Here is a 24681-nt window from a genome sequence, read left to right as displayed (position 1 = left end):
GTGAGTGTATACTTCTTCCACTAACCTGCCCGTTAATCCAATAACTTTAACAAAAGAAGCGTTAATCCTTCTTAAATCAAAGCCCCCGATTGTTAAACAAGACTTTATAAATTCTTTTCTAAACAATAGTGTGGTTTTCCTTCGTAAATTACTTCTTTGAACCTATTAAAACCTAGCCTGCTCCAAAACAAAATTCCTTTCTCATTCTCCTTATGGACTGCCAATCGTAATTTTTTCTTTCCTTCTTTTCTAATAAGGTCTTCTAATTGTTGAAATACTTCAAGTGAATTTCCTCCCCCTTGAAATTGCTTATTAATTACAAATAAACTAATCCAAGGAGTATTATCTGAGGTGTTATTTATACAATAATCCACTAATCCTATGTAATTATTCCCCCGGTTGATTAGCAGGCGAGTAGTATTTAACTTCTTGGCTTCTTCATATTCGGAAAGGATATCATCGTAGTTAATAGTGCTTTTATTTTTAGACATCTGATTATAGGAAGGATTTGAATTCATTATTTCTAACTCAATTTTCCATTTATTTATTTCATTAGATTCAAAAGTAATCACGTTAAACACCCTTCCCTTCTTTAAATGTTAATCAATGCTACGCGATACTCACACAACAGGGCGGCTGCTTATTCAGCAATCGCCCCCGTTAATTGAAGGTAGTAGATGCTTTAAATAGGGTTAATTTAAAGGAATTAACTCCTCAAAAATCTCATCTGCAAAGGCTTAAAAACATCCTCTGAACTAAGAAGCTTTCCTCCCCCTTTAGGGATTTTGATAGTTTTGCTTTTTGAGGTACAAGAACCATTTGGATAGTAAATAGCATCTTTTTATAAGAATCGCGACTTTATTTCATTGCTATATTGGAATTGTGGAAAATCACTGTTTATTCCCTCCACCGGCTGCAATTTCTCTGATCAATGTAATAACCGAGTCAAGTGGAACTGCTGTGTTCGGTCCTATTTGGGAATTTTGGATATGAGTAGGATTTTGATTTAAGGTAGGCTCTTTTGTGAAAATAGTATTGGCCAACTCTCGCTTTATTTCCTGGATAGCTTCAGGCTCTTCTTGGTAATTAGATAGATAAGGGTTAATTGACTGGATTTTCATTTGTACTCCCCGATTATATCGAGCTTCTTTTTTATGATCCGCAGCTTGTTTGGCTGCATAAGTAACAAATCCACCAAGAGCTAAACTAAGGGCAAGTCTTTTTAAAATATCCGCCCAACTTATTGCTACTTCAACCTCAAAAACCTTCGCTAATACTAAGTCATGAAAAAAGAATGCGTAGACAGAATAAACTATTAAAACACCAAACCCTATTAAGGTTGTTACAGTCCATCCCTTCCTTAATTTTTCTTCTTCATTTGCTGTCTTATGAAACTCTCCGGATATTCCCTGGTCCGTAACAAGGTTAAAAAGTTTAATAAATTCGTCTTGCTTTTGTGTCAGGTCTTCCTTGTGGTTAGTTAAATAATCCTCAAAACCTTTAGCCAGTTCATCAAATTCAGAAGTATAATTGTTCTTTTCCTCTTCCAAAATGGATTCTTTGCTACTTTCAAATTCCTTTTGTTGTGCATCAAGATACTCTTCAATGTCTTTCTCAAGACCCTCTTTTGTTTCCTTTATATCAGTCTCGTATTTTTGAATTAGAGTTATTAAGCTTTGAGATTCATCTTTATATTGTTGTATCTTTTCCCCATCTTCCCTAATATTAGATCGATGCTGGCCAAGGGAGCGCTTCACAGAGACTATACTCTCCATGAGACTTTCTAGTTCCTCTGTTGAGTGAGGAACGGCAAACTGGCTAAGTGCTGCAAGTAATGCATCACTTTGATTAACAACGTTTGTTAGATGTCCTCTATTATTATTTGAAATATAGGCATTGATATTTGAGTGAATTTGATTTAGGTTATCGCTTACAGATTTATACGCATTGAAAGGGGTTAGGTATACATCAGAGGAAGCCATTAAATTTTCTACATGCTTGACCAGCAACTTTATCCGTTCGATATAATTAAGTGCTTCTGTATCTGTTTCAATTCCTTCTTTGTTTTCTAATTTCTCAACGGCTTCTACACAGTTATTAATCCTAGTTTGAATATCTAGCTTTTCAAGCCGGTCTATAAAGTAATCCATCTTAACATTCCCCTCTATTGAATGATCCTTTCTAATTATACCAAAAAAAGGAACGAAAACTAAAAAATCCTCCGCTTAATATAAGGGGGGATTTCAAAGAAATATCAAGTTGAAATTAATTTCTCTATTTTCTCTGTTAGTAATGGCTAACTACCCTTTATAGTTGGTAAAACCTTTTTAAGGCTTCTATATGTTCCTCCACTTTACCTCCCGATATTAGAGCACTTTCTGCTTTATCTACTGTCCTTTTAACAAATCCGGTAAATGAGTGATCTATTTGTAGCTTTGAAATAAACCCTTATATTACGATTAATAAAAAGAAGCCATTTTGAAAAAAGACTAATCCAAAGGGCTTCTTCTATTAAATTTTAGTTTGGTTTTTATAAAAAAAGGTTAATCAATTCTACCTATGTTGTTCAACAACCGCCCCCGTTTGTTGAACAAGCTATTTGTGTAAATTAGTTAATATTGTTTTAAGCTCTTTCAAATTGTCAATTACCATATCAGCTTGAGAAAGTTCATCTTCTCGTGCAAAGTCAAAGTTACATCCAATTGAAACTAAACCATTATCTTTTGCTGCGTTTATATCTGATAGTCGGTCTCCAACTACGGCACCATTAGTGATGCAGTATTTTTTTATAATACTCTGGACCAAATCCGATTTATTCAACGTTTTAATTTGTTGGATACTAAACGTTTCAGTAACCCATTTATCCAAACCATAGTAACTAACAACGGCTTTTAAATATTCCGATAAACCATTACTTGCTATGTATATTGAACAATCCTCCTCTTTTAAGTAACTAAAGACTTCCTTTACGTTAGGGTATAAAGCACCTTTACCACTTTTTATATTTCCAATTAGTTTTTCTAGAAAGTAAGCATCCGTTTGTTCTCTTTCCTCAACTGAGTGGTTAGGTAACAAAGTCTCCCATACCGTTGGTAAAGGCACGCCCATAATTTCACGGTATTTATCAATGGGTGTAACTGCTTCCCACTTATCTAACGAACGTAAGTGGTTAAAAGTATCCTCAAGTGATAATTCTAAAATTTTATCTGTTTGAAATAGTGTACCATCCATATCAAAAATTAGTGACTGAGACATTTTTCTCTCTCCCTTTTAAATAACTGATTGCTATACGAGTTTAGCAGAAAAGTGGATTCAAACTAAAAATACTCTTCAATTCTACTGCCCTATACATGAGCAAAGGGCGGCTGCTTATTCAGCAAGCGCCCCCGTTAATTGAAAATACACAATTAACGGCTGAATGTAATTATAAAGTGCTTTTAGGCTTCTTAATTGACAATTTTTTTAATATCTTCCTTCCAGCTAACAACGCAAAATATAAAGAAATGGCGACTAGTAATATCGCATAGAAGTCCCGTTCAGAAAGGTAAGTTGCAGAGTGAATACCTTTTATGAGTAAGTGAGCAAACACGTAGGAGATAGGCAATAGAATGATTTTTTCTAGTCCATTTCTTATTTTTTCATTCTTACGGAATAGTACTAATCCAATTCCACAAATAATTGAAAACCCTATAGCAAAAAACACATAATAGCTTAAAACGAGCCGAGGTAACGTCATGACAGAACCATCCATTATTGGATCTCCATAAATTAAAACATCTTCACTTCTATCGGTATTGTAATAATAAATTGAAGCGACCGTTTCCCCATTCGGGTTTAAGACCGTATTTTTCAGGTTGTTTTTGCTTATTTTCTGGTGCCATATCGTTTCCCATGTAGTTATACCATATACATATCCTGAATTGTCTGCTGCTGGATATTCAGTTACATTGAATCCAGAGACTTCTTCACTAAAATTCAAAAGTACTGTTCCGTCATCCTTTTCAATAATTGAAACCGCATCTTCATTACCAGAGAAGTATGCTGGCGTTGTCAGATAAGCTATTGTAGCCACTGCAAATACCAATGTTACCATGACTGAAAAAATAATCGTTTGCAGCTTGTTCCTTCGCAATGTATTTTGTATGCTTCTTAAGGGAGCTATGTCGGTATCTATCGGCATTTCTTCAAAAGTCCGCATTTCTTCAATTCTTTTTTTACAGTTTTCACAAGAAGCTATATGTTCTTCAACTATATCTCTAGTATCTTGGCTTGCCATATTCTCGACATATAACGGCAGTATATCCCTAATCACATTACAGCTGATTTTCATCGATAATCCCCCAATCGAGCTTTAACCTTTTCTCTAGCGCGGTGATAAGTAACACAAGCCCAGTTATCACTCTTTCCAAACAATTTGCCAATTTGCTTATATGACAGTTCTCCAAATATACGGAGCGTAAAGACCTTTTTGTATGGTTCTTTCAAATACTGGATCATTTCATGTACCTTTATAGACGCTTCTGAAGTGACTATTTCTTGTTCTACATTGTCTCCACTAGCTGGCTCTGGAACCGACTCAAGATCTACCAAGCTTTTTTTCTTACGCAGATAAGAATAATAACTGTTTTTGGCAATTTGGCATAACCACACACGGATATCACTATTCCCTTTGAAACTGTCCAGCGATGTTAATGCCTTCATAAAAGTTTCAGAAGTGATATCTTCAGCGATATGCTTATCGCCAGATAAACTATACACATATAAAAATACATCTTTAAAGTATGTATTATAAATATCCTCAAGCTGTGTCACCATTTCACCTCCTTACATATAAGACGCGATAAACTTTAATTTCTTACAAAAATAAATTTAAAATAAAACCGAACAAAGTACGCCCGGTCCTTTTTTCTTCCCCCCTAATTATTGGGTACTGTAGTCGATACTCCTTCTAATCTATCCCTTATAATATTCAGGCGTCATTTATCCTCAAGATTGTTCACAATGAAGTAGATTTAGTGTAAGTGAATTATGTACAATCTTTACACTAAACTAATATCTTGTTACCAAGCGATTTTCAACAATCCAGTTTGAGAGAGAAGCTGCTCTCAGAGAAGTTAAAGAAACAGGATTCTAATTTTGTTTCCTTTATTTTATATTTATGGTAATAATAGTACTGAACTCTAAGAATATTTGCTATTCTCTTTAATATTTTTTTTTCGAATATTGATTGAGATACTTACTCTTGCTTACATACAGTTTTTGTTACTCAAAATTCTTTGTTTCTGCCTGATTAAAAAAGATATTATTTCAATTCATTAAAACTTAAAATCAAGGCAACTTTTCCAATTGCCTAGCACCCTAGAAACTTCAATAATGAAAGGAGTTCAACTCAATGAGTTTTAGAAACCTTCATCAAAATGTCCAAATTAGGTTAATAACAACCTTTACTTCAAGATTGATTAGTTCGGCAATCTACCCATTTATTGCTATTTATTTCTCAAGAGAGTTTTCTCCTGTATTAGCAGGAGTTTTTCTCGCAGTTACTATCTTTTTCGTAATAGCCGGGAACATGATTGGTGGGTATCTCAGTGATAAGTTTGGAAGATTAGTTATAATGGAAAAAGGACTTATTTTTCAAACTGGATTTTTTCTAATAATGGCTTTTAGTAACTCCAGTATTTTCCAGTCTCCGTTAATAACCTTACTTGCATATAATATGGTCAGTTTTTTCTCCGGCTTTATTTCCCCAGGAATGGCAGCGATGGTATTAGATCACAGTACTGAAAAAGAAAGAGCCTTTTTATATAAGATTAACTACTGGTCTATAAATATAGCAATTGCTCTTGGAGCAGTTATAGGCGGGTTTTTGTTTGAGGAATATCTATTTCAATTGTTCTTAGTTCAAGCTGGGGGAGCTATTTTAACATTAATTCTCTTTCGTTATTTAGGTGATACTTCAAATGAAATCAAGCATGAGAGCAATGTAGGTAACCCTTTTAAGGGGCTTTTGCAAAACTATAAAAAAACTATAAATAATAAAATGTTTTATTTGTTTTTTTTAGCAAACGTACTTTTGATGTTTCTTGAATACCAAAATACCAACTATATTGCCTGGTATTTATCCGTGAATTTTCAAGAAAAAGTTATAAATATATTCACTTTACAACACTCTATTAATCCGATAGAGCTAATAGGATACCTAAAACTGGAAGAAACCATTTTAATTATTCTTGTTACACTTCTTTTTAAAGATCATATAAAAAATAAAACAAGGTATGCTTCAGGAATAATTTTTGTGTTATCCTATTGTTTTATGGTCATTTTACCACCTCTTTTTTACATTCTAGTCATTATAAAATTCATACAGACAACAGCAGAGGTCCTATTTATACCAAACAGACAAGAATCACTCGCACAAATTATTCCCTCTCAACAAAGAGGTTCTTATTTTGCAATTTATAACTTAAGTTTTCAGGTTTCCAGAAGTTTAGCTGGCGCAAGCCTACTGTTAGGTGAGGTTGTCGGTAATCTCGGAATGGGATTGATTTATTTAATTGTTGGTTTTACCAGCATTAAACTTTTTTATGCTGTTGAACAAAGCTATAAATTAACAGATGCTTAAATAAAGAAAATTATTTGTTTTTTCTATGCAAAAGAATTGCTAAGCGAAAAAGCATTATATCCTTTGTTATCTTCCGTTAAATGGCCCGTTTGTTGAATAATAGCTTCACCTCGGATACGCATTAAAATAGAAGCATATACATTTTAAACTGACATCATCTCTCCACTGAACACTTCCACCTTATCCACTATCCGAAGGGACCGTTCCAACTGGAAAATCTGTGTGTCATTTTATGTTTCGTCCTATCCAGCGGTCACAGCAGGTCTGGAATACCTGAATTCCGCGAGACTTCTTCCTCTATAACGTTCTAATTCTTCTTATTTCACATCCCTAAAAGCCTTATGAAGAACCATAGCGTATTCGTTAAATCTTATGATTGATATATATTCAATGTGGCACAAAAAGAACGGTCTAGTGCTAATACCACTGACCGTTCTTTTTAATGGTGAAAATTGCTTCTGAATGTAGGGGTACTTATCAAAAAACGAGATGAAACGTTGCGGATAGCTTTGAAAGAAATTTTGAAAGAAATTCGGGTACTGGTGTAGCAGGATCAGCGACGATCAACTCATTTATAGTGAGGATAAACAGCGCAACCAAGAAAAAAATGACAATAAACAAGGTCCATATTTTGCTAACTTTATTTCTTTTTAATTTTTGCTTCTTCCTTCTGTATAAGCTTTGCACCATTCGCAGCTGTTGGTTTTTATCCTGTCTGTCAGCATTCATGCTTTATACACCTTCCCCTCAACGATTTACTATTTCTTTAATACATAACTTTAATACCTACCTGCTTGGTGTTCTTTACGAAGGGAAATAGGAGAAGGCCAAGCTCAAAAAGGTAATAATTAATTACGTAGCAATATACCCTAAACATAAAGGAACTTTCCCTTGAGCCATTTAAGAATGATCGTAATTAGATATTTCTCTTAGGTTGTAAATCAGTTCAAAGAAAAAATAAAAAGGCGACTGCCTGAAAACAGTTGCCTTTTAACCCGACCACACCTCACCTTACCCGGGCATGCCACGCCTTTCCAATACCTTACCATGCCTCTCCTCACCAATTTCCATGTTTTCACCTACCCGCCCTACCTCCACCTAGTTTATGTATCCTTACCATGCCAAGCCTAACCGATCCTAACCATACCTTTCCATGCCGAACCACGCCCCACCCCACCTCATTCCATGTAATTCAACTACCCACCCTACCTCCATGTTGAATTACTCCCAGGCCTGAGCACGCCAGCCAGGTTCAATAATACCTTGCTTCAAAGCATTCCCCTTCATCCCTCCGTGCCTTAAATCAGCACGTAGCGTATGGCATGGCCTACACAAAGTACGCAAATCTTTAATCTTGTTTGTACCAAGCTTTCCACTGATTTTATGATCAATGTGACAGGTTTTTAATGTGACGGGTTCACCACATCGAGTACAGCGCTGCCCATCACGATAAAAGACCATAGGACGAATGTTTTCGTTCCAGACTTCTTTAGGCGGACGATTTCTTGGCATTTTTCATATCCAATACTTCAAATGAAACTACTTCAAAACGTCCAAATCCAATGGACCTTCCATCAGCTAACCCTACCAAAGAACCTGCATCTAGAAGAACCTGTTCCACTTGACCGCTGGAAACGATGGTATTGTCCCATTGAATTTCAAATTCCGTTTCCCATCCTGCTGACATCGCCACTCTGTAACGGACATTACGCCCTTTTGTGGCCGGGTTTTTAACCGAACGAACATCCAGGTAGACAGAATCATCAGGAGAACAATCAAGAAATTCATTTTCTTCTGGTATATACCGGTTAAAAAGAATTTTATCTGACAAGACTTGTAAAGTTGCAGAGAACTTAGCCTGGATGGATCCCCTTCCGCTCTTGGTGTGAATGGAGGCAGCACGCAGGCATCCGAAAATATACGATGGATCCACATATAGTTGTCCATCCTTGGTTGCCGTGTAGCTTTTTTTCCATTCTTCCGGGTCATTCCCTGCCACTCCCGTTCTTGCCTTCCTTTCTAAAGAAAGTGTGTCGTTGGAGAAGCAATGCATTAACAAAGGTCTAATCCCCTTAATTTTACACTTAGCAGTCTGCTGCATAGCTACTTACCTCCTATTTACAAATCAATTTTTATATAACCTTATGTTTTACACCATTTGTAAAAAATATGTATTCTATAACCAAAAGGGGAAGCCCTGTAAATAGTAACTATTATTTCATCTCCTGCGACATCTCTTTCAGGTCCCCCTTATTCACTCGGTAGTCCTTGATGATTTGTAATACTCTTGCTACGGAACGGAATAATAATCGTTATCTCTCATCATATAGATTATCTTTCCCTGTAGTCACGCTTGACTGGTTCGACGTGTTAGTTATGGCGATTGGTCACACGAAACCAAGCGGTGTTGCTGTTACAAAAGGTACATAGTCACACTAAAAGGTGAGATTGACTCCTTGACTCCTTCTCGAAATAAGAACTATTTATATATTTAACTATAATCCTTGTTTATTTACTTTTATTTTTTTCTTTAAAAAAGAAGGAGTGAAGGAGTGACGATCGTCAAGGCCTTGATACTCCTCATTTTATTCACTCCTTTTTGCTCAAAAAAGAAGGAGTTTCGAAGGAGTGACGCTCCTTAAAAGGAGTGAGATTCGAAATGAACGATTATTGTTCGTATTACATACTCCTTTGTTTCTGTGATTCACTCCTAAAAAAGGAGTCACACTCCTAAAAAAAAAGAGTCACACTCCTAGTTTCTCCTTCAAGAAAGGAGTCAATTTTAACCTGTGACTCATGCACGAAGAAGTCCTCTGTATTCTTTCATTCTAGGGAACTCACGTTTCTTCGATCTATTATCCCCATTGTAGTCTGGGCACATCCACGGTGTTGCCTTTCCACTCCTATCATGTCTATCTAGTCCAAACTCTGTGATAAGTGGCTCGTCGTCGTCCATCTTTCCTTTTGATTGAATCTTTTTATTTTGCCCTGTTTTATCAACCCACGGGTCGCCCTGAGCTTGAACAACAGCAAGTAAGTCATCCATGAATGTACGTTTCGACATGACTTTGCCACTTGGGTTGTTTCTCTCATGCCATTTCACAAACAAATCATACAAGAACTGAGTTGGTAGCAAATCCCAAACGAATTGCTCCTTGTATTCATTCCAGAATTCAAGCACTGGATTGTTCTTCTCACGGTAACTATCAAGTACCTCAGCAGAGCGTTGTGGAACAATATACTCGTCAAAATCCATATCCAATGCTTTGTGCAACACATATTCCAATACTTCTTTTTTATTAATATAATCGCTCTTGATGTATTCACGTTCACCATTATTTGTGAATGATTTCATAAACGGAACAAGAATAATGCGTCGGTAGAATGACTCTGTCTTATCTTTTGTCTTCGGTAGACCGTTCATCATCTGAATGTTCGTACCGTTAAACTGGATACGTAATGGCTTTTGGTATTTTCTGTTGATGTTGATGTCATCACCTGTCACAGACGCCTTGTAATCTTTGACGGAGTCGATGAATACCGAAACGTCATTCTCATCCGCGATGTTCGCTGCGACACCAAGCAACGTTTCTTTCAAGAACTCATGGTTGAAGTCAGTCACAGACAAAGACGAGTAGTTTCCTTTACCGAGTAAGTTCTTGATCAGTTGACCAACAGTCCCTTTCCCGTTATTTCCTTTTTCAGAGTAGAACCATATACTCTTGTGACGTGAATAATTCGGTTGCAGACAGTCCGCAATGACTTGCCATATCAATGTAGTGGTATCCGCGTCGTTGTCTGTGATGTCTCGAATCCAAGACTCTACATCCCATTTGTAGCCATCTGGAGCTGTCAACACAGGATTCATTGGGTTCAATTTATAGTCCACCGGTATCTTTGTGAGATACACATACTTCGAATCAAACGGCATTAACTGTCTTGTTTGTCGGTTATAGATTCCATTTTTCAAAGCGAACAAATGACGCTCTTTTGTTTGTTCAACTGTTGAGATGGAACGTTCGATTTTGTGAAGTACTTCGTCCATTTCGTGTCGCTTGAAATTTGGAGCAAGCCGCTCCATCATTTCGTAAAAGTATCCGCTGTTCGGATTATAGGTCCCTCTCTTTGCAGAGTTTTTGTTGTGGTCATATACCGCAAGAAGGGTATCCTCTACTCGCTCCGTCATTTGAATGTTTTTAAACGTGAAGATAGACATCATGATGTCCGCTACTTCATCGAATTCTAGTTTAGTTGGTAAACGTTGTTTTAACGCATTACCCTTAACAGACATGTTGTATTGTTCCACGTCAGCTATCTTCTTTTTAAGTGCATCCTCACCGACTTTTATCAAAAACTTATTTTCGATTTGATTCGGTAGAACCAAATTATTTAGATAGTCTGCTAGATACTTAGGGACGAAAATGTCGTCAGGTACATGTGCACGTTTCTCAGACTGGTTATCGTCATCGTCGGCACCTGTTGTCGTTCTATCATCGTTATTTCCACCGTTGCCGCCTGAACCGACGCAATCTATTGTGATTAGTTCATTATCCTCAAAGTCTTCCTGTGATAAGAACTTTCTGTTGATTTCCTCGAAATTTATGGTAAAATAATCTATAGTAGCTATGTTTTTATCGCTCATGTAAGACACACCTCTCGTATTATTGTTTGGTGCTGACTTTCGTGTAACATAGAAGCAAAGCAGTTCCGACATTTGCGGTGTCGGTGTCGTTAAAATTTACAAGTATCATATAGTTCCGGAGCGAATATCGCATCGTGGGCTATTTTTTTTCCCTTTTTTTCGATGGATTCATCGTACTGTGTGCATGACGTCTGCAAAGTCCGCCAAGGCTCTTGGTAAACGATTACGTAGGACTCAGTTCGCACGTCTCTATCTGGTACGAGGGTTGGTTTTCCATTAGGTTTTACAACCAGCCCTTGCAACATTGTACGGAATTCATCTGGGAGTCGATGATGTGCTATATCAAAACGCGCATCCACAAACATCGCTTATCGTTTACTTACACTTTGGATATTTCAATTGTTTAAGCAGCCAAGTATTTAGGCTGCTTTATTACAAGTCACAAAAATCCTCTTTAGACAAATCCGGGATTTCTTTTCTGACAGCCATTAATATTTTCTTCATATCCTTGTTACTTGGATCATAATATGGGGCGAAACAAGCCTTCACTTACGGAAAGATAGTTCGCCCTATTATCTATTACTACCTAGAGTGACAGATCTACTTTGCGCCACCACCCCTTGTTTGTGCTTAGCCTTTCTGCATTATTGCAGCTTCTTCCGCAAGCTCATCTTTAACACTACCCCATAGCTAAACAAAACCATTCCTTAAATCCAGTAGGGCCCATTTTTTATATCCTCGCTTGTAACTTTGTAAAGAATTTTAGATCATTGTTTGTAGCTGACATGCTTGCTGTCATATCATCCAGGAATTGATCAACTTCCTCCTTTTTAAACAGATACTTACTCCCCACCTTGTAATAACGTAAACCGTTTTTGATAAGTCTGTCCTCAATTACTGGCTTACTGATGTTTAGATACTCGGCTAATTCTTGATAGGTCATGAAATATTTTATTGAAGCTAATTCCTTCACTTTTTCATTAATTGCTTTTTCAAGCATGGTATTTACTGTTTTGTCGTCAATTTGCACGTTGAGCATTTTTTTCTCCTCCTCATAAGTATATTTATTTGGAATTTATAGAACCTGTACTATTATTAAAACATGTTCTATTATATTTGTCAATGTTCTAAAAACTAGTACATGTTCTATGATTGTGTTACTATATAATTAAATATTAAGAAGGAGATGGAAATTCTATGAAATATCCCGTGATAAGTATGTTGATGAAAGAGCAAAGAGAAATCAAAGGCATGACCTTATACGAACTGGAGAAGGTTGTAGGTGTTACTGCTAGTTATCTTAGCCAGGTGGAAAATGGGAACAAATTACCTTCAGAAAAAGTTTTATTTGCAATCGCATATTTTCTAGATGTTGGTACCATCAAAAATAACTATCGAGAAAAATTAATAACTGAATATGCAGGTATAAAAGAATTGGATGAAAATGAATTGTGGAATGAATTCCAGAGATTCCAAAGTTTCCAAGCTATTTTAATAAAAGAAATGGAAAATTCAATGAATGAATCAATTGATACTATTAACAAAAACAAATTCAAGCTAAAAAAAGGTACATTAAAAGCTGAACCTATTGAGGAACCCAATTTTGATTTAAAATGGTTACTAACTCAAAAGGAATATGAGGTTTTTTATGGTCGTGAATATAATATAAATCCAGAGAAAGAGTCGAAGCTAGATAAATATTTGTATCATAGATTACGTGATGAAGATTTAAAAATTATCCATGGAATCATTGAGGCTTATATCTCGAATAAGTATGAAAAAAAATAATAAAGAAGGTGATTAAATGGCATACATCTATAAACGTGGCAAGAAATGGGCATATCGTGCTTACGCTGGGAAAGATCCCATAACTGAAAAAGATAAACAAGTAAGTAAGTCTGGCTTTTTAACAAAGAAAGATGCCCAACTTGCTGCTGCCTTGTTTGAAAGGCAATTTCATAATGATGAATACATCCAGCCATCAAAAATAACATTTAATGCTTTGTCTGATGACTGGGAAAAGCATTATTTACAAACAATGAAAGCAAAAGAAAGTAGCTTAAGGGCTAGAAAAATAGCTTTGAAACATATCAAAAATGAGTTTGGGGAAATAGCTATTCAAAAAATAAGCAAAAAGGCATACCAAGATACAATAGATAAGCTTTCTAATGAATTTAGTACAAACTATGTTTCAAGTATCCATACTTCCGCCAATATGGTGTTTGAATATGCAAAAGAAAATAAACTAATTAAAGAAGTACCTACAATGGATATTACTTTGCCAAAGAAAAAGAAAACTGTTGCTGATCTTGAAAAAGGTGACTCCATAAAACAAAAGTTTCTCGAAAAAGATGAATTAGGGGAATTTCTAAACATTGCTAAAAATGATGGCTTAGAAGGTGATTTACTTACTTTCACATTACTTGCTTATACTGGATTAAGAGCAGGTGAAATGATTGCTTTAAAATGGTCTGATATTGATTTTGATAACCAAACTTTAACGGTATATAGAACGTATTACAATCCCACTAATAACAAGTCTAAATATACGTTGCTTACACCTAAAACACAAACTTCTCACCGCACCATAACAATAGATAAATTACTAATTGACTTGCTGCAATTACATAAAGAAGAACAAGACGAAATCAAGAAGGAAAATGAACCGTTTTATCAAGATAATAATTTTATACTTGCTACTAATGAAGGCTATCCAAAAACAATAAAAGCGATTTCTATTAGATTGAATCGATTACTAAAGAAAAGCAAGATTAATAAAGATATTACACCACATTCATTTAGGCATACACATACGTCTTTACTAATTGAAGCAAACGTTCATATAAAAGAAATTCAAGAACGCTTAGGACATAGCGACATTAATACGACTATGGATATATACGCCCATATGACAAAAAACATAAAAAAAGAGGCTTCCAATAAGTTTGGTAACTTAATGAAAGACCTCTCGAAAAATCTAATTGATTCCAAACATGAACAAAAGCATGAACATGAACAAGACTAAAGGCTTATAAACCCTTATACACAAGGGATTATAGGTCTTTATTACATCATGCCGCCCATTCCACCCATGCCGCCCATACCGGACATATCCGGCATGCCGCCGCCTTCTTCAGGAATGTCCGCTACTACTGCTTCAGTAGTCAGGAACATTGCTGCAACAGACGCTGCGTTTTGAAGCGCAGAACGAGTTACTTTGGTTGGATCTACGATACCTTTTTCGATCATGTTGACCCACTCACCAGTAGCTGCGTTGAATCCAACGCCTACTTCTTCCTTCTTCAGACGTTCTACGATGATAGAACCTTCGAGTCCGGCGTTGTGAGCGATTTGACGGATCGGCTCTTCAAGAGCACGCAGCACGATGTTGATACCAGTTGCTACATCTGCATCCGCTTCGATTGATGCTACTTTATTGTATACGTTCACAAGGGCAGTACCACCACCGGATACGATACCTTCTTCCACTGCTGCACGAGTAGAGTTCAGGGCGTCCTCGATGCGTAGTTTACGCTCTTTAAGCTCAGTTTCAGTTGCAGCTCCCACTTTCACGACTGCTACTCCACCTGCAAGCTTCGCAAGGCGTTCTTGTAATTTTTCCTTGTCGAATTCAGAAGTGGATTCTTCTAATTGAGCACGGATTTGGTTTACGCGAGCTGCGATTTTTTCTGGATCTCCAGAGCCTTCAACGACAGTCGTGTTTTCTTTCGTTACGACTACTTTCGCCGCGCGGCCAAGTTGAGTGATGTTGGCAGATTTAAGGTCTAAGCCTAGATCTTCTGTGATCACTTCTCCACCAGTAAGAACCGCTAAGTCTTCAAGCATGGCTTTACGACGGTCACCGAAGCCAGGAGCTTTAACCGCTACAGCGTTGAATGTTCCGCGAAGTTTGTTCACAACAAGTGTTGCAAGAGCTTCACCTTCAACATCTTCTGCTACCATTAATAGTGGTTTACCTTGTTGTACAACTTGCTCAAGGACAGGAAGTACTTCCTGGATGTTACCGATTTTCTTGTCAGTGATCAGGATATATGGATTCTCAAGAACCGCTTCCATTTTATCTGAATCTGTGACCATGTATGGAGATGCATATCCGCGGTCGAACTGCATTCCTTCTACTACGTCAAGTTCAGTAGTGAACCCTTTAGATTCTTCGATTGTGATAACGCCGTCGTTTCCAACGCGCTCCATTGCTTCTGCGATCAGTTGGCCGACTTCTTCGTCAGCCGCTGAGATCGCCGCAACTTGAGCGATGGAATCTTTGCCTTCGATCGGCTTGGAGATCACTTTTAATTCTTCGATAGCAGCTTGAACCGCTTTTTCGATTCCTTTACGTACACCGACTGGGTTAGCACCAGCTGTTACGTTTTTAAGACCTTCACGGATCATTGCTTGAGCAAGGACCGTTGCAGTCGTTGTACCGTCACCGGCGATTTCGTTTGTTTTGCTTGCTACTTCAGCAACCAGTTTCGCACCCATGTTTTCGAATGCATCTTCCAGTTCGATTTCTTTCGCAATGGTTACACCGTCATTTGTGATAAGTGGTGAACCGAATTTTTTCTCAAGTACCACGTTACGTCCTTTTGGTCCAAGAGTTACTTTTACTGCATTTGCTAATTGATCGACACCGCGAAGCATGGAACGGCGTGCTTCTTCGCTGAATTTAATATCTTTAGCCATTATAAAGTCCTCCTCTTATTTAAATAATGTATGGTTTACTTTTACGGAATTTTAATTATTCGCCAACTACAGCCAGAATATCGCTATCACGAAGGATCAGGTATTCTGTGCCTTGGTATTTCACTTCTGTACCAGCGTATTTAGAGAATATGATTCGATCACCGACAGCTACCTCAAGAGCAACGCGCTCACCGTTGTCAAGAATGCGACCAGTACCTACAGCCATCACTTTACCTTCTTGTGGCTTTTCCTTTGCGGAATCCGGTAGCACAATACCGCTTGCTGTTTTTTCTTCTGACTCAACTAGCTCGATAACGACGCGATCACCTAGTGGTTTTAACAAGTGAAACAACCTCCTTGAAATATGTAAATGATATTTATTAGCACTCGCAGTCTGTGAGTGCTAACACAACTATTATATTAATTAATTCGTTTTCATTTTGCAAGAGTCCTGCCTAAAATTTTTTTCGTCATTTTTCTCTTTTTTTCACACCCTCCTATCCTATGCCATCCATTCCCCTTCTATTCCGGGATGAAAGAAACCCTTAGATTTGAACAGTTCCGATTTTCTTAGTAGAATTGAACAGGAGTAAAGCTGGTCGTTATCTTACAGGTGCTAAAGGAGATCAAACGTTGAAAAAACATTTCGGATTTATTTTAATTGCCTACATCGTCATGCAGCTTTCAAGCATTGTCGGGGTACCCCTTTTATATAAGATCGGTGTCGACGTCCTCGGTAAGCCCGATGAGACGGTACAAAGCCTTGTCCCCGGATATTGGCTCGTCATCAGCTTTACGCTGACCCTTCTCATTGTGGGAGGCATCTTAAGGAAAAGCGAAACAAGCACCCGGCTCGAACGGAGTGCTCCCATGGGCACCGGCCGTTCGATTATTTGGGCGGTACTCGGGATCTTCATGGCATTCATCGCTCAATCGGTTGCGATACAAGTGGAATATGCCCTGGGAATTCAAATGGGTTCTGAAAACACCCAAATGATCATCGGGATCATTGAAAAAGTTCCGTTATCCATGCTGGTCGCGGCCATCATCGGGCCTATATTGGAAGAGATCGTGTTCAGGAAGATCATTTTCGGGGTGCTTTACGAGAAGATGCACTTCTTCTTTGCCGCTCTCATCAGCTCGGTCATCTTCGCCCTTGCCCATTTCGAGCCGGAGCATGTGATCCTGTATTCTGCAATGGGCTTCACCTTTGCATTCCTTTACGTGAAGACAAAGCGGATCCTGGTGCCAATATTTGCTCACGTTGCCATGAATACAACGGTCGTTCTAATGCAATCTATCTATAAGGATGAAATCGACAAAATGATGAATGAAGCGGAAAAAATACAAGGATTTATTGGAGGATTATTTCTATGAGGAGATCACCATTATTCTCAGGAGTGATCTATCTCCTTCTCGGTGTGCTCTTCACATACTTTGCTGTACAAAACGTACAGAATGATGAAGGTTGGGGATTTTTCACGTATATGCTCATCTTCCTTGCGACCCTGGACTTCGGTTCCGGGTTACGGATGGTCATGCTGCATTTCAAGATCAAAAAACAAATAAAGAACAAAAAATAAGGATTGATCATTTTGATCAATCCTTATTTATCGTCTCGAACTGTTCCATTTCAAGCTTCTGTTCTGCCTCTAACACCTTTTTGTAACCGATCTTGGAGATCCAGATGCTGATTTCGTATAGAAGCAGCAATGGGACTGTAACCATCATGTGGGATACGATATCCGGCGGTGTAATGAAGGCCGCAATCACCAGCAGGACGAAGTAAGCCACTTTCCTCATTTGTGCCAACAGCATCGGCGTAACGATTCCCAAGCGCGTCAGGAATAGCATGATGACCGGGAGCTGAAATAAAAATCCAAATGGGATGGTGATTTGAAACAGGAAGTGAAAGTACTCATTAATACCGATCACTTGCTGGATGTTTAAATTGTTCGATAAACCCATCATAAATTTCACAACATACGGAAACAAAATAAAATATGAAAATGACAATCCACCTAAGAAAAGCAAAAGAGAAATCGGTATGTAACTGAGCGTTACCTTTCTCTCTCTCTCATATAGACCTGGACTTATGAATGACCACACCTGAAAAAGGATAAGGGGTGATGTCATGATGATGGCAATGAACATGATCATTTCCATATAGATTTTGAGAGGGTCCGTGATCCGAAAGGCGTTCATCGTTAGCTGTTTCGCCTCATCGGCGTGCTGCAAATATCGAATTAACGGTTCCGCAAGAAAGAAACTCACGATGACCGCTAACAAGAAGAAAACGACTACAAACATGAGTCGTTTTTGCAATTCTCCTATATGTTCATAGACTGTCATGTCTTTTTGACTTTGACTCATGGCGTTCATCCTACCCTACTTAGCTTTTTTGCTATTATCGTCCTCATCATCTGCTAAGCCCTTTGTTGCATTCTTGAATTCGCGTAATGTATTACCAGCCGCTTTTCCTAACTCGGGCAATTTCTTCGGTCCAAAGATCAGTAAAGCCACAACGGTTATTAATACGATACTACCTGCACCTAACATAATGAGACACCTCCTCTTTTACCATTCTATCATAACGTAAATATGAAGATTTTTCTATTCTGTTATGATTCCATCTTGTGACATTTCCGTGTCATCCTCCGAGTAATGCTTCAAGAAGTATACGAGTGACTGAAGCTCCACCGCCAAGTCGATATGATGAACTCGGATATGGTCCGGTACCGTCAATCTCGCAGGGGTGAAATTCAGGATCCCCTTTATATTGGAAGAAACCAATCGGTCTGTGATATTTTGAGCAGAAGATGCCGGCACCGTCAGGATCGCTACTTCAATATCATGCCCCGTAAGCTTCTCTTCTAAATCATCCAGATGAAAAACGGGCACATCACTGATTTGCGTCCCCACCTTCTTTTCATCCACTTCAAAAGCCATTTCGATCTTTGTATTATTATTTTTGATGAAGTTATAATGAAGAAATGCTGTGCCGAGATTTCCCACTCCGATCAGTACTACCTTCGTCAGGGCATCCTGATCCAGTGTCTTACGGAAGAAAGATAGAAGATAATTGACATTATAGCCGTATCCCTTCTTACCCAACGCCCCAAAATAGGAAAAATCTCTGCGGATGGTAGCAGAATCGACCTTCACCGCTTCACTTAATTCCTTCGATGATACCCTCTGCTTGCCCGATGAGTACAGATTCTTGATAAATCGATAATATAACGGAAGGCGCTTGGCCGTTGCCTGTGGAATTTTCGTTGTATCCTGGTTCATATTGTATTCCCCCACATCTATTCAAAAACCTCTGATACCGCTTCCAAAATAGAAAGCATACAGAATTTATAAACTCTCCTACCCATCATACACTATATTTTATCCCAAGTGTACGAAGATTAATAGGTGTTTTATTGCCGTTCCCCTCACTTATACGGTACACTAGCACTATGAAATAGAGGTGAAACGTCATGATTCTTCTACAAGTGAATCAACTAACGAAAAACTTTGGTGCAGATAATATCCTATCAAATATTAAACTTGAAATACAGACAAGAGATCGCGTCGCCCTCGTTGGACGCAACGGGGCAGGAAAGTCGACTCTTTTAAAAATAATCGCAGGTCACCTCTCCTATGATTCCGGAGAGATCACGAAACCAAAAGGAGTCTCCATCGGATATCTGGCGCAGAACACGGGTCTGGAGTCGGATCTATCCATCTGGTCCGAGATGCTGACCGTCTTCGAAGAATTGCAGCGGCAGGAAACAAAGCTGCGATCATTGGAGCAGCAGATGGCCGACCCTGCTGTATACGAACAAGAAGACGTCTATCAACGGATTTTGAAAGAATACGATGAGCTGCAGGTCCGTTTCAAGGATTCCGGTGGATACCAGTATGAAGCCGATATCCGTTCCGTCCTTCACGGATTGAACTTTGCCGATTTCGATTACGAAACCAAGATATCCACATTGAGTGGTGGTCAGAAAACCCGTCTTGCTCTAGGTAAGCTGCTACTCACTAAGCCCGATATCCTCATCCTCGATGAGCCGACCAACCATCTTGATATTGAAACCTTATCATGGCTTGAAACATATCTTCAAAGCTATGAAGGTGCCGTCCTGATCGTTTCCCATGACCGTTACTTCCTGGACAGCGTCGTCAATCAAGTGTACGAGATTTCCCGGAACCGGAGCAAGAAATACCTTGGGAACTACAGCAGGTACCTTGAACAGAAGGCCGAAGACTACGAAAAAGACCTAAAGATGTTTGAACGCCAGCAGCAGGAAGTCGCCAAGCTCGAAGACTTCATCCAACGGAATATCGCCCGGGCCTCCACCACCAAGATGGCACAGAGCCGACGAAAGAAATTAGAACGTATGGATCGGATGGACCGGCCTTTAGGAGATGAGAAGTCTGCCATCTTCGCGTTTCAAATCGACCGTCCAAGCGGGAATGACGTACTGCACGTCCAGGATCTTACCATCGGATATGGTAGGGACGAGATGATTTCATCCCACATCGACTTCTCTGTCAAAAAAGGGGACAGCATCGCACTGGTCGGTCCAAACGGAATCGGGAAGTCCACCCTTTTAAAAACATTGGTGAATAAACTGCAGCCCTTGAATGGAACCTTCAAGTTCGGATCGAATGTGTCCATCAGTTACTATGACCAGGAGCAAGCGGAACTATCTTCAAATAAAACGGTCTTGAACGAACTTTGGGACGAGTACCCGATGAAGATGGAGAAAGAAATCCGCACGGTTCTCGGAAACTTCCTATTTTCCGGCGAGGATGTTCTTAAGCCTGTTTCCACATTAAGCGGTGGTGAAAAGGCTCGTTTAGCCCTTTCCAAGCTGATGATGGAGAAAGGGAACGTCCTGATCCTCGATGAGCCGACGAACCATCTGGATTTAGACAGCAAAGAAGTGTTGGAAAATGCCCTGATTGACTATCCCGGCACGATCCTCTTTGTTTCCCATGACCGATACTTCATCAATCGGATTGCGACGAAGGTAGTGGAATTGTCCAAGAAAGGCTCCACCGAATACCTTGGAGATTACGATTATTATGTGGAGAAGTTACAGCAGCAGGAAGAACTTGCAGCACTGGAACGCCTCGAACAGGGCGATACGGCTTTACCTCAAGGTACGACTCAAAAGCAATCTCATAAAATCGACAAAGAAGCGAAAAAACTGGAGCGACAACGAAAACGCAGAGTCGAGGAAATCGAAGGGCTTATGGAAGCACTTGAAGAAAACATCCAGGAAAATGAAGATCTTCTCTGCGATCCGGAAATCTTTCAAGATCATGAAAAAGTTCATGACATCAATGAATCACTGACAAAAGCAAAACAAGAGCTTGATGCTCTATTGGAAGAATGGACGGAACTGGAAGAACTTCTTCAAGAAGAACAATAATCCACAGGATTGGGGATAACGATCTTCCCCAATTCTTTTTTATTCCACATTATTATCCACAGACGAAACACCAATGAACCGTTATTCACAGAGGTTTTCCACATTATCCACAACAACGACTTTGTTTATCCACAGCATTTTCCATAAAATAGGTTATACAATTCTACACTTTTTCACATAGTATACACATTAATTCTATAGTTACTAACATATTATCCACAACCTGTTGATAAAACGTATGTTCGTTTCAATCCTCTTACTACTCATCATCCCTATATGTTACCCACAGGATATCAACAAGCTCGTATTTTATTAAAAGAAAAAAGCTTGAACGAAGTCTCCGCTCAAGCTTTCTCTTTAAAAATTCTCAATATCAAGTCCAGGATGGGCATTCATATCCATGCTTCCTCTTTTTCCTTGTTGGAATAATACCGTACCGGCAGCTGCAATCATTGCAGCATTGTCTGTACATAGAGATAACGGAGGGATGATCAATTCCGCATCCATTCCTTCAAATGCTTCTTGAAGGGCGGCGCGCAGTCCTTTATTCGCTGCCACTCCACCTGCGAGTAACACTTGCTCTACTTCATATTCCTTTACAGCTTTAACTGTTTTGGTTACTAACACATCAATGACGCTCGCTTGAAAGCTCGCTGCCAAATCCTGTGGATGAATGGTTACTCCCTTTTGCTTTGCATTGTGTAAAGTGTTGATAACCGCCGACTTCAATCCACTGAAACTGAAATCATAGGAACCCTCTTCCAGCCATGCGCGGGGCAAGTCGATATTTGGCTCCCCTTCATGGGCCAACCGGTCGATATGAGGTCCGCCGGGATAAGGAAGACTCAATGTCCGGGCTACCTTATCATACGCTTCCCCCGCCGCATCGTCCCGGGTCTCCCCGATGACTTGAAACGAGCCATGATCTTTCATGAATACAAGCTCTGTATGTCCTCCTGAAACAACCAATGAAAGAAGAGGGAATGTCATCTCCTTCACTAAGCGATTCGCATAGATATGCCCCGCAATGTGATGGACACCCACCAACGGTTTATTATGGGCGAAAGCAAGTGCCTTTGCCGCATTGACGCCAATCAGAAGGGCTCCTACCAAGCCAGGACCTTCCGTTACCGCCACACAATCGATGTCATCCATCGTCATCCCGGCTTTTTCCAGTGCTTCTTCAAGCACAAACGTAACCTGCTCAACATGATGACGTGATGCAATTTCGGGCACTACTCCCCCAAATCGCTTATGACTTTCAATCTGGGACGAAACAATATTCGTCACAATTTCTGTTCCATTTTTAATAATCGCAACCGCTGTTTCATCACAGCTTGTTTCGATTCCCAATACAAATGTATCCTTCTTCATAAATTCACCCACATTACTAAAGCATCCTCTTGATTGTCCGAATAGTATCGCTTGCGGATCCCGCCATCCTGAAAGCCGAGCTTCCGATATAAATGCTGGGCAGGTGCGTTTGAAACCCTGACTTCTAACGTCATCACCCTTGCGCCAAATTCAATCGCTATATCCATGATCTTGCGCATAAGACCTTCTCCAACGCCCCGTCCACGATAATCCGGGAGCACAGCCACATTTGTGATATGAGCCTCATCCACGACCAGCCACACCCCACAGTAGCCCGCAAGCTTGTCTCCATCTTCGGCCACAAGATAGGTGGACAGGTGGTTATGCTCGATTTCATTCAAGAAAGCGTCCCGGCTCCAAGGAATGCTAAAAGATTTATTTTCAATTTCCATTACAGCTTCTAAATCATCAACCGTCATAAATCGTATATCCATATGTTAACGATCCTTTATATTCTATTCAGATTTTTTTTGAGATTCAAGCCATTTCACTTCTGCTTCAGCCATCCGTATATAATTAGGGAGCACTTCATGTGCAGTCATCTCTTCAAGACCCTGACCGATATACGCCAGTTCAGAAGGACGGGGATTATGACTGACAAACGGAGCGATCTTAGCTTGATCTCCCAGCACTTCCTTAATCGTGTCCTCGTGGATGGCTGTATCATTCCCGACAAATAATAGATCTTTGTTCAATTCTTTTAACTTCTTGACCCATTCTTCCAGCATGATATTGCGATCCTCTTCTATACAAACTAATCGATCGCCTTGAAATTCATAAAGTCCAGTGTATACCTGCCCCCTTCTTGCATCAAACAATGGAACAATATACCCTGAAAAATACCGCCCGGACGAGGCCAAAGTGGCGAGACTTGAAACCGGGATTAGAGGGATATTCAATGACCATGCCAGGGTCTTGGCTAAAGTAACCCCGATGCGTACGCCTGTATAGGACCCCGGACCGTTTGCAACGACAATCTTCGTTAATTCTTTTGCCTCTATCCCACAGTCCTTTAACAGCTGTTCGATCGCAGGCATGGCCCTTACAGAATGATTCTTTTTCATATACGTAATGTACTCCCCAATTACCTTGTCCTCCTGAATGAGGGCAACCCCAAACGGATAATTGGACGTATCTATTGCTAATATCGTCATGACACAATCTCCTTACACAATTCACTATACCGATCACCAAAGGGCTTCAACACAATTCTTCTTGTGGAATCACCCTCCCGGTAAATGGAAAGACTTAATAACTCTTTCGGAAGTTGGTCCTGAATTAAGTGAGCCCACTCTACGACGGTCACACCGTCTCCTTCAAAGTATTCATCGAACCCCAAATCCTCAAAGGAATCATCCAACCTGTAGACATCCATATGATAAAGAGGCAAACGCCCCCTATATTCTTTTATGATGGTAAAAGTGGGACTGTTCACCGTCTTCGTCACACCAAGGCCCTTGGCGAGGCCTTTCGTAAACGTCGTCTTTCCCGCCCCAAGATCACCCTCTAATGTTAACACAGCTCCAGGTCGCAAGTGCGCTGCCAAATTCTCAGCAAATCGCCCTGTTTCCTCTGGACTGGCCGTTATGATCTCAAACTGATTCATGTTAATCTCCTCAATTGTCATTTAGAGTATAAAAAACCCTTAGGATTGTTTGTTACCCTAAGGGAGAATGTATATATGTAGTTTACCCTTTTTCGGGTATGAGAGTAAAGGTTCTGATAAAAGGCAATAAAAAAAACGAAACAAGGTTTCGTTTGAATAAACAAAAATGGCGGTCCGGACGGGNNCTTTTTGCGTTAGCAAAATAGGTTTCATTACCTTGCGTTAGCAAAATAACTATCCATGCGTGACTCATATAGATTTATCAATTGCTTAAGTCATAAATGAATCAAAAATGGTATTGCGGGGA

At 39.3% G+C, this 24681-nt stretch carries 24 protein-coding genes and 1 pseudogene; 6 read left to right on the top strand and 19 right to left on the bottom strand.

Features of this window, described 5'->3' with window-relative positions; genetic code table 11:
- Positions 1–104: 104 nt before the first annotated feature.
- From CN378_RS05970 to CN378_RS05950, 5 genes and pseudogenes are all read right to left on the bottom strand, one after another.
- A complete protein-coding gene (locus tag CN378_RS05970; RefSeq protein WP_142323580.1) occupies positions 105–572 on the bottom strand; it encodes a GNAT family N-acetyltransferase in 468 nt (155 codons plus the stop codon).
- A gap of 318 nt (positions 573–890) precedes the next feature.
- Complete coding sequence (locus CN378_RS05965) at positions 891–2150, bottom strand: hypothetical protein (protein ID WP_098351009.1); 1260 nt, start codon at positions 2148–2150, stop codon at positions 891–893.
- Between the two features lie 445 nt (positions 2151–2595).
- A pseudogene (locus CN378_RS05960) lies at positions 2596–3270 on the bottom strand (HAD hydrolase-like protein); the annotation flags it as partial.
- A 154-nt stretch (positions 3271–3424) separates the two neighbouring features.
- Positions 3425–4330, bottom strand: coding sequence for a zf-HC2 domain-containing protein (locus tag CN378_RS05955; RefSeq protein ID WP_098351007.1), 906 nt, complete (start codon positions 4328–4330; stop codon positions 3425–3427).
- Complete coding sequence (locus CN378_RS05950) at positions 4327–4815, bottom strand: RNA polymerase sigma factor (RefSeq protein ID WP_218924812.1); 489 nt, start codon at positions 4813–4815, stop codon at positions 4327–4329. Before CN378_RS05950 ends, CN378_RS05955 begins: the two co-directional genes overlap by 4 nt.
- 577 nt (positions 4816–5392) lie before the next feature.
- Here CN378_RS05950 and CN378_RS05945 point away from each other — a divergent pair.
- Positions 5393–6622 carry an MFS transporter gene (locus CN378_RS05945; RefSeq protein ID WP_098351005.1) on the top strand — a complete coding sequence of 410 codons (1230 nt, stop codon included), beginning with the start codon at positions 5393–5395 and terminating at the stop codon, positions 6620–6622.
- A gap of 477 nt (positions 6623–7099) precedes the next feature.
- Here CN378_RS05945 and CN378_RS05940 read toward each other — a convergent pair whose 3' ends face one another.
- The 5 genes from CN378_RS05940 to CN378_RS05920 form a co-directional block, all read right to left on the bottom strand.
- Positions 7100–7351 carry a hypothetical protein gene (locus tag CN378_RS05940; RefSeq protein ID WP_098351004.1) on the bottom strand — a complete coding sequence of 84 codons (252 nt, stop codon included), beginning with the start codon at positions 7349–7351 and terminating at the stop codon, positions 7100–7102.
- A 492-nt stretch (positions 7352–7843) separates the two neighbouring features.
- Entirely contained in the window at positions 7844–8083 is a 240-nt protein-coding gene (locus CN378_RS05935) for an HNH endonuclease (protein WP_257141033.1), read from the bottom strand.
- A gap of 28 nt (positions 8084–8111) precedes the next feature.
- Complete coding sequence (locus CN378_RS05930; RefSeq protein WP_257141032.1) at positions 8112–8675, bottom strand: hypothetical protein; 564 nt, start codon at positions 8673–8675, stop codon at positions 8112–8114.
- A gap of 741 nt (positions 8676–9416) precedes the next feature.
- The gene (locus CN378_RS05925; RefSeq protein WP_179884820.1) at positions 9417–11264 is read right to left on the bottom strand and encodes a DNA primase family protein; all 1848 of its coding nucleotides are present in this window, start codon (positions 11262–11264) and stop codon (positions 9417–9419) included.
- A gap of 730 nt (positions 11265–11994) precedes the next feature.
- Positions 11995–12303, bottom strand: coding sequence for a helix-turn-helix domain-containing protein (locus CN378_RS05920; RefSeq protein WP_098351000.1), 309 nt, complete (start codon positions 12301–12303; stop codon positions 11995–11997).
- A gap of 158 nt (positions 12304–12461) precedes the next feature.
- Between CN378_RS05920 and CN378_RS05915 the strand changes: the two genes are divergently transcribed.
- Both CN378_RS05915 and CN378_RS05910 read left to right on the top strand, forming a co-directional pair.
- Positions 12462–13052 (top strand): helix-turn-helix domain-containing protein, encoded by a 591-nt coding sequence (locus tag CN378_RS05915; RefSeq protein ID WP_098350999.1) that lies wholly within the window; start codon positions 12462–12464, stop codon positions 13050–13052.
- Between the two features lie 16 nt (positions 13053–13068).
- Positions 13069–14289 (top strand): site-specific integrase, encoded by a 1221-nt coding sequence (locus tag CN378_RS05910; RefSeq protein ID WP_098350998.1) that lies wholly within the window; start codon positions 13069–13071, stop codon positions 14287–14289.
- 41 nt (positions 14290–14330) lie between these two features.
- Here CN378_RS05910 and groL read toward each other — a convergent pair whose 3' ends face one another.
- Both groL and groES read right to left on the bottom strand, forming a co-directional pair.
- Positions 14331–15965: a chaperonin GroEL gene (groL, locus tag CN378_RS05905; RefSeq protein ID WP_034766062.1), complete on the bottom strand. Its 1635-nt coding sequence runs from the start codon at positions 15963–15965 to the stop codon at positions 14331–14333.
- Between the two features lie 55 nt (positions 15966–16020).
- Entirely contained in the window at positions 16021–16308 is a 288-nt protein-coding gene (gene groES, locus CN378_RS05900) for a co-chaperone GroES (RefSeq protein WP_034766060.1), read from the bottom strand.
- Between the two features lie 290 nt (positions 16309–16598).
- Between groES and CN378_RS05895 the strand changes: the two genes are divergently transcribed.
- Together CN378_RS05895 and CN378_RS05890 are read left to right on the top strand one after the other, a co-directional pair.
- Positions 16599–17342, top strand: coding sequence for a CPBP family intramembrane glutamic endopeptidase (locus tag CN378_RS05895; protein WP_098350997.1), 744 nt, complete (start codon positions 16599–16601; stop codon positions 17340–17342).
- On the top strand, positions 17339–17548 hold the full coding sequence (locus CN378_RS05890) for a YdiK family protein (RefSeq protein WP_098350996.1): 210 nt from the start codon (positions 17339–17341) through the stop codon (positions 17546–17548). Before CN378_RS05895 ends, CN378_RS05890 begins: the two co-directional genes overlap by 4 nt.
- A gap of 16 nt (positions 17549–17564) precedes the next feature.
- On the opposite strand, the gene tatC is transcribed toward CN378_RS05890, so the two are convergent.
- From tatC to CN378_RS05875, 3 genes are read right to left on the bottom strand one after another with little or no spacing between them, the layout of a single operon-like run.
- Positions 17565–18338 (bottom strand): twin-arginine translocase subunit TatC, encoded by a 774-nt coding sequence (tatC, locus tag CN378_RS05885; protein WP_098350995.1) that lies wholly within the window; start codon positions 18336–18338, stop codon positions 17565–17567.
- Positions 18339–18353: 15 nt separating this feature from the next.
- The gene (locus CN378_RS05880) at positions 18354–18524 is read right to left on the bottom strand and encodes a twin-arginine translocase TatA/TatE family subunit (RefSeq protein ID WP_044340658.1); all 171 of its coding nucleotides are present in this window, start codon (positions 18522–18524) and stop codon (positions 18354–18356) included.
- A 54-nt stretch (positions 18525–18578) separates the two neighbouring features.
- Positions 18579–19256, bottom strand: coding sequence for a redox-sensing transcriptional repressor Rex (locus CN378_RS05875; protein ID WP_098350994.1), 678 nt, complete (start codon positions 19254–19256; stop codon positions 18579–18581).
- Between the two features lie 191 nt (positions 19257–19447).
- On the opposite strand from CN378_RS05875, the gene CN378_RS05870 reads away from it, so the two are divergent.
- Positions 19448–21394 (top strand): ABC-F family ATP-binding cassette domain-containing protein, encoded by a 1947-nt coding sequence (locus CN378_RS05870; protein ID WP_098350993.1) that lies wholly within the window; start codon positions 19448–19450, stop codon positions 21392–21394.
- A 357-nt stretch (positions 21395–21751) separates the two neighbouring features.
- On the opposite strand, the gene tsaD is transcribed toward CN378_RS05870, so the two are convergent.
- The 4 genes from tsaD to tsaE are packed head-to-tail and all read right to left on the bottom strand — an operon-like array spanning position 21752 to position 24374.
- Positions 21752–22768, bottom strand: coding sequence for a tRNA (adenosine(37)-N6)-threonylcarbamoyltransferase complex transferase subunit TsaD (gene tsaD / locus CN378_RS05865; RefSeq protein WP_098351059.1), 1017 nt, complete (start codon positions 22766–22768; stop codon positions 21752–21754).
- The gene (gene rimI / locus CN378_RS05860) at positions 22765–23202 is read right to left on the bottom strand and encodes a ribosomal protein S18-alanine N-acetyltransferase (protein ID WP_257141027.1); all 438 of its coding nucleotides are present in this window, start codon (positions 23200–23202) and stop codon (positions 22765–22767) included. The genes tsaD and rimI overlap by 4 nt, the downstream gene beginning before the upstream one ends.
- A gap of 21 nt (positions 23203–23223) precedes the next feature.
- Positions 23224–23922, bottom strand: coding sequence for a tRNA (adenosine(37)-N6)-threonylcarbamoyltransferase complex dimerization subunit type 1 TsaB (gene tsaB / locus CN378_RS05855; RefSeq protein ID WP_098350991.1), 699 nt, complete (start codon positions 23920–23922; stop codon positions 23224–23226).
- Positions 23919–24374, bottom strand: a complete 456-nt coding sequence (gene tsaE / locus CN378_RS05850) for a tRNA (adenosine(37)-N6)-threonylcarbamoyltransferase complex ATPase subunit type 1 TsaE (RefSeq protein WP_098350990.1) — start codon at positions 24372–24374, stop codon at positions 23919–23921. Before tsaE ends, tsaB begins: the two co-directional genes overlap by 4 nt.
- Positions 24375–24681 lie beyond the last annotated feature (307 nt).

Source organism: Bacillus sp. AFS015802, from assembly GCF_002561455.1.
GTDB lineage: Bacteria > Bacillota > Bacilli > Bacillales > Bacillaceae_B > Rossellomorea.
The sequence above is the reverse complement of the archived record's forward strand: the minus strand, read 5'-3'. Positions and strand labels throughout refer to the sequence as shown.

Bases quoted from the DNA above. Each gene is read 5' to 3' on its own strand.
- CN378_RS05965 (WP_098351009.1), bottom strand. From the start codon at position 2,150: ATGGATTACTTTATAGACCGGCTTGAAAAGCTAGATATTCAAACTAGG.
- CN378_RS05955 (WP_098351007.1), bottom strand. From the start codon at position 4,330: ATGAAAATCAGCTGTAATGTGATTAGGGATATACTGCCGTTATATGTC.
- CN378_RS05950 (WP_218924812.1), bottom strand. From the start codon at position 4,815: ATGGTGACACAGCTTGAGGATATTTATAATACATACTTTAAAGATGTA.
- CN378_RS05945 (WP_098351005.1), top strand. From the start codon at position 5,393: ATGAGTTTTAGAAACCTTCATCAAAATGTCCAAATTAGGTTAATAACA.
- CN378_RS05940 (WP_098351004.1), bottom strand. From the start codon at position 7,351: ATGAATGCTGACAGACAGGATAAAAACCAACAGCTGCGAATGGTGCAA.
- CN378_RS05935 (WP_257141033.1), bottom strand. From the start codon at position 8,083: ATGGTCTTTTATCGTGATGGGCAGCGCTGTACTCGATGTGGTGAACCC.
- CN378_RS05930 (WP_257141032.1), bottom strand. From the start codon at position 8,675: ATGCATTGCTTCTCCAACGACACACTTTCTTTAGAAAGGAAGGCAAGA.
- CN378_RS05925 (WP_179884820.1), bottom strand. From the start codon at position 11,264: ATGAGCGATAAAAACATAGCTACTATAGATTATTTTACCATAAATTTC.
- CN378_RS05920 (WP_098351000.1), bottom strand. From the start codon at position 12,303: ATGCTCAACGTGCAAATTGACGACAAAACAGTAAATACCATGCTTGAA.
- CN378_RS05915 (WP_098350999.1), top strand. From the start codon at position 12,462: ATGAAATATCCCGTGATAAGTATGTTGATGAAAGAGCAAAGAGAAATC.
- CN378_RS05910 (WP_098350998.1), top strand. From the start codon at position 13,069: ATGGCATACATCTATAAACGTGGCAAGAAATGGGCATATCGTGCTTAC.
- groL (WP_034766062.1), bottom strand. From the start codon at position 15,965: ATGGCTAAAGATATTAAATTCAGCGAAGAAGCACGCCGTTCCATGCTT.
- CN378_RS05890 (WP_098350996.1), top strand. From the start codon at position 17,339: ATGAGGAGATCACCATTATTCTCAGGAGTGATCTATCTCCTTCTCGGT.
- tatC (WP_098350995.1), bottom strand. From the start codon at position 18,338: ATGAGTCAAAGTCAAAAAGACATGACAGTCTATGAACATATAGGAGAA.
- CN378_RS05880 (WP_044340658.1), bottom strand. From the start codon at position 18,524: ATGTTAGGTGCAGGTAGTATCGTATTAATAACCGTTGTGGCTTTACTG.
- CN378_RS05875 (WP_098350994.1), bottom strand. From the start codon at position 19,256: ATGAACCAGGATACAACGAAAATTCCACAGGCAACGGCCAAGCGCCTT.
- CN378_RS05870 (WP_098350993.1), top strand. From the start codon at position 19,448: ATGATTCTTCTACAAGTGAATCAACTAACGAAAAACTTTGGTGCAGAT.
- tsaD (WP_098351059.1), bottom strand. From the start codon at position 22,768: ATGAAGAAGGATACATTTGTATTGGGAATCGAAACAAGCTGTGATGAA.
- rimI (WP_257141027.1), bottom strand. From the start codon at position 23,202: ATGGATATACGATTTATGACGGTTGATGATTTAGAAGCTGTAATGGAA.
- tsaB (WP_098350991.1), bottom strand. From the start codon at position 23,922: ATGACGATATTAGCAATAGATACGTCCAATTATCCGTTTGGGGTTGCC.
- tsaE (WP_098350990.1), bottom strand. From the start codon at position 24,374: ATGAATCAGTTTGAGATCATAACGGCCAGTCCAGAGGAAACAGGGCGA.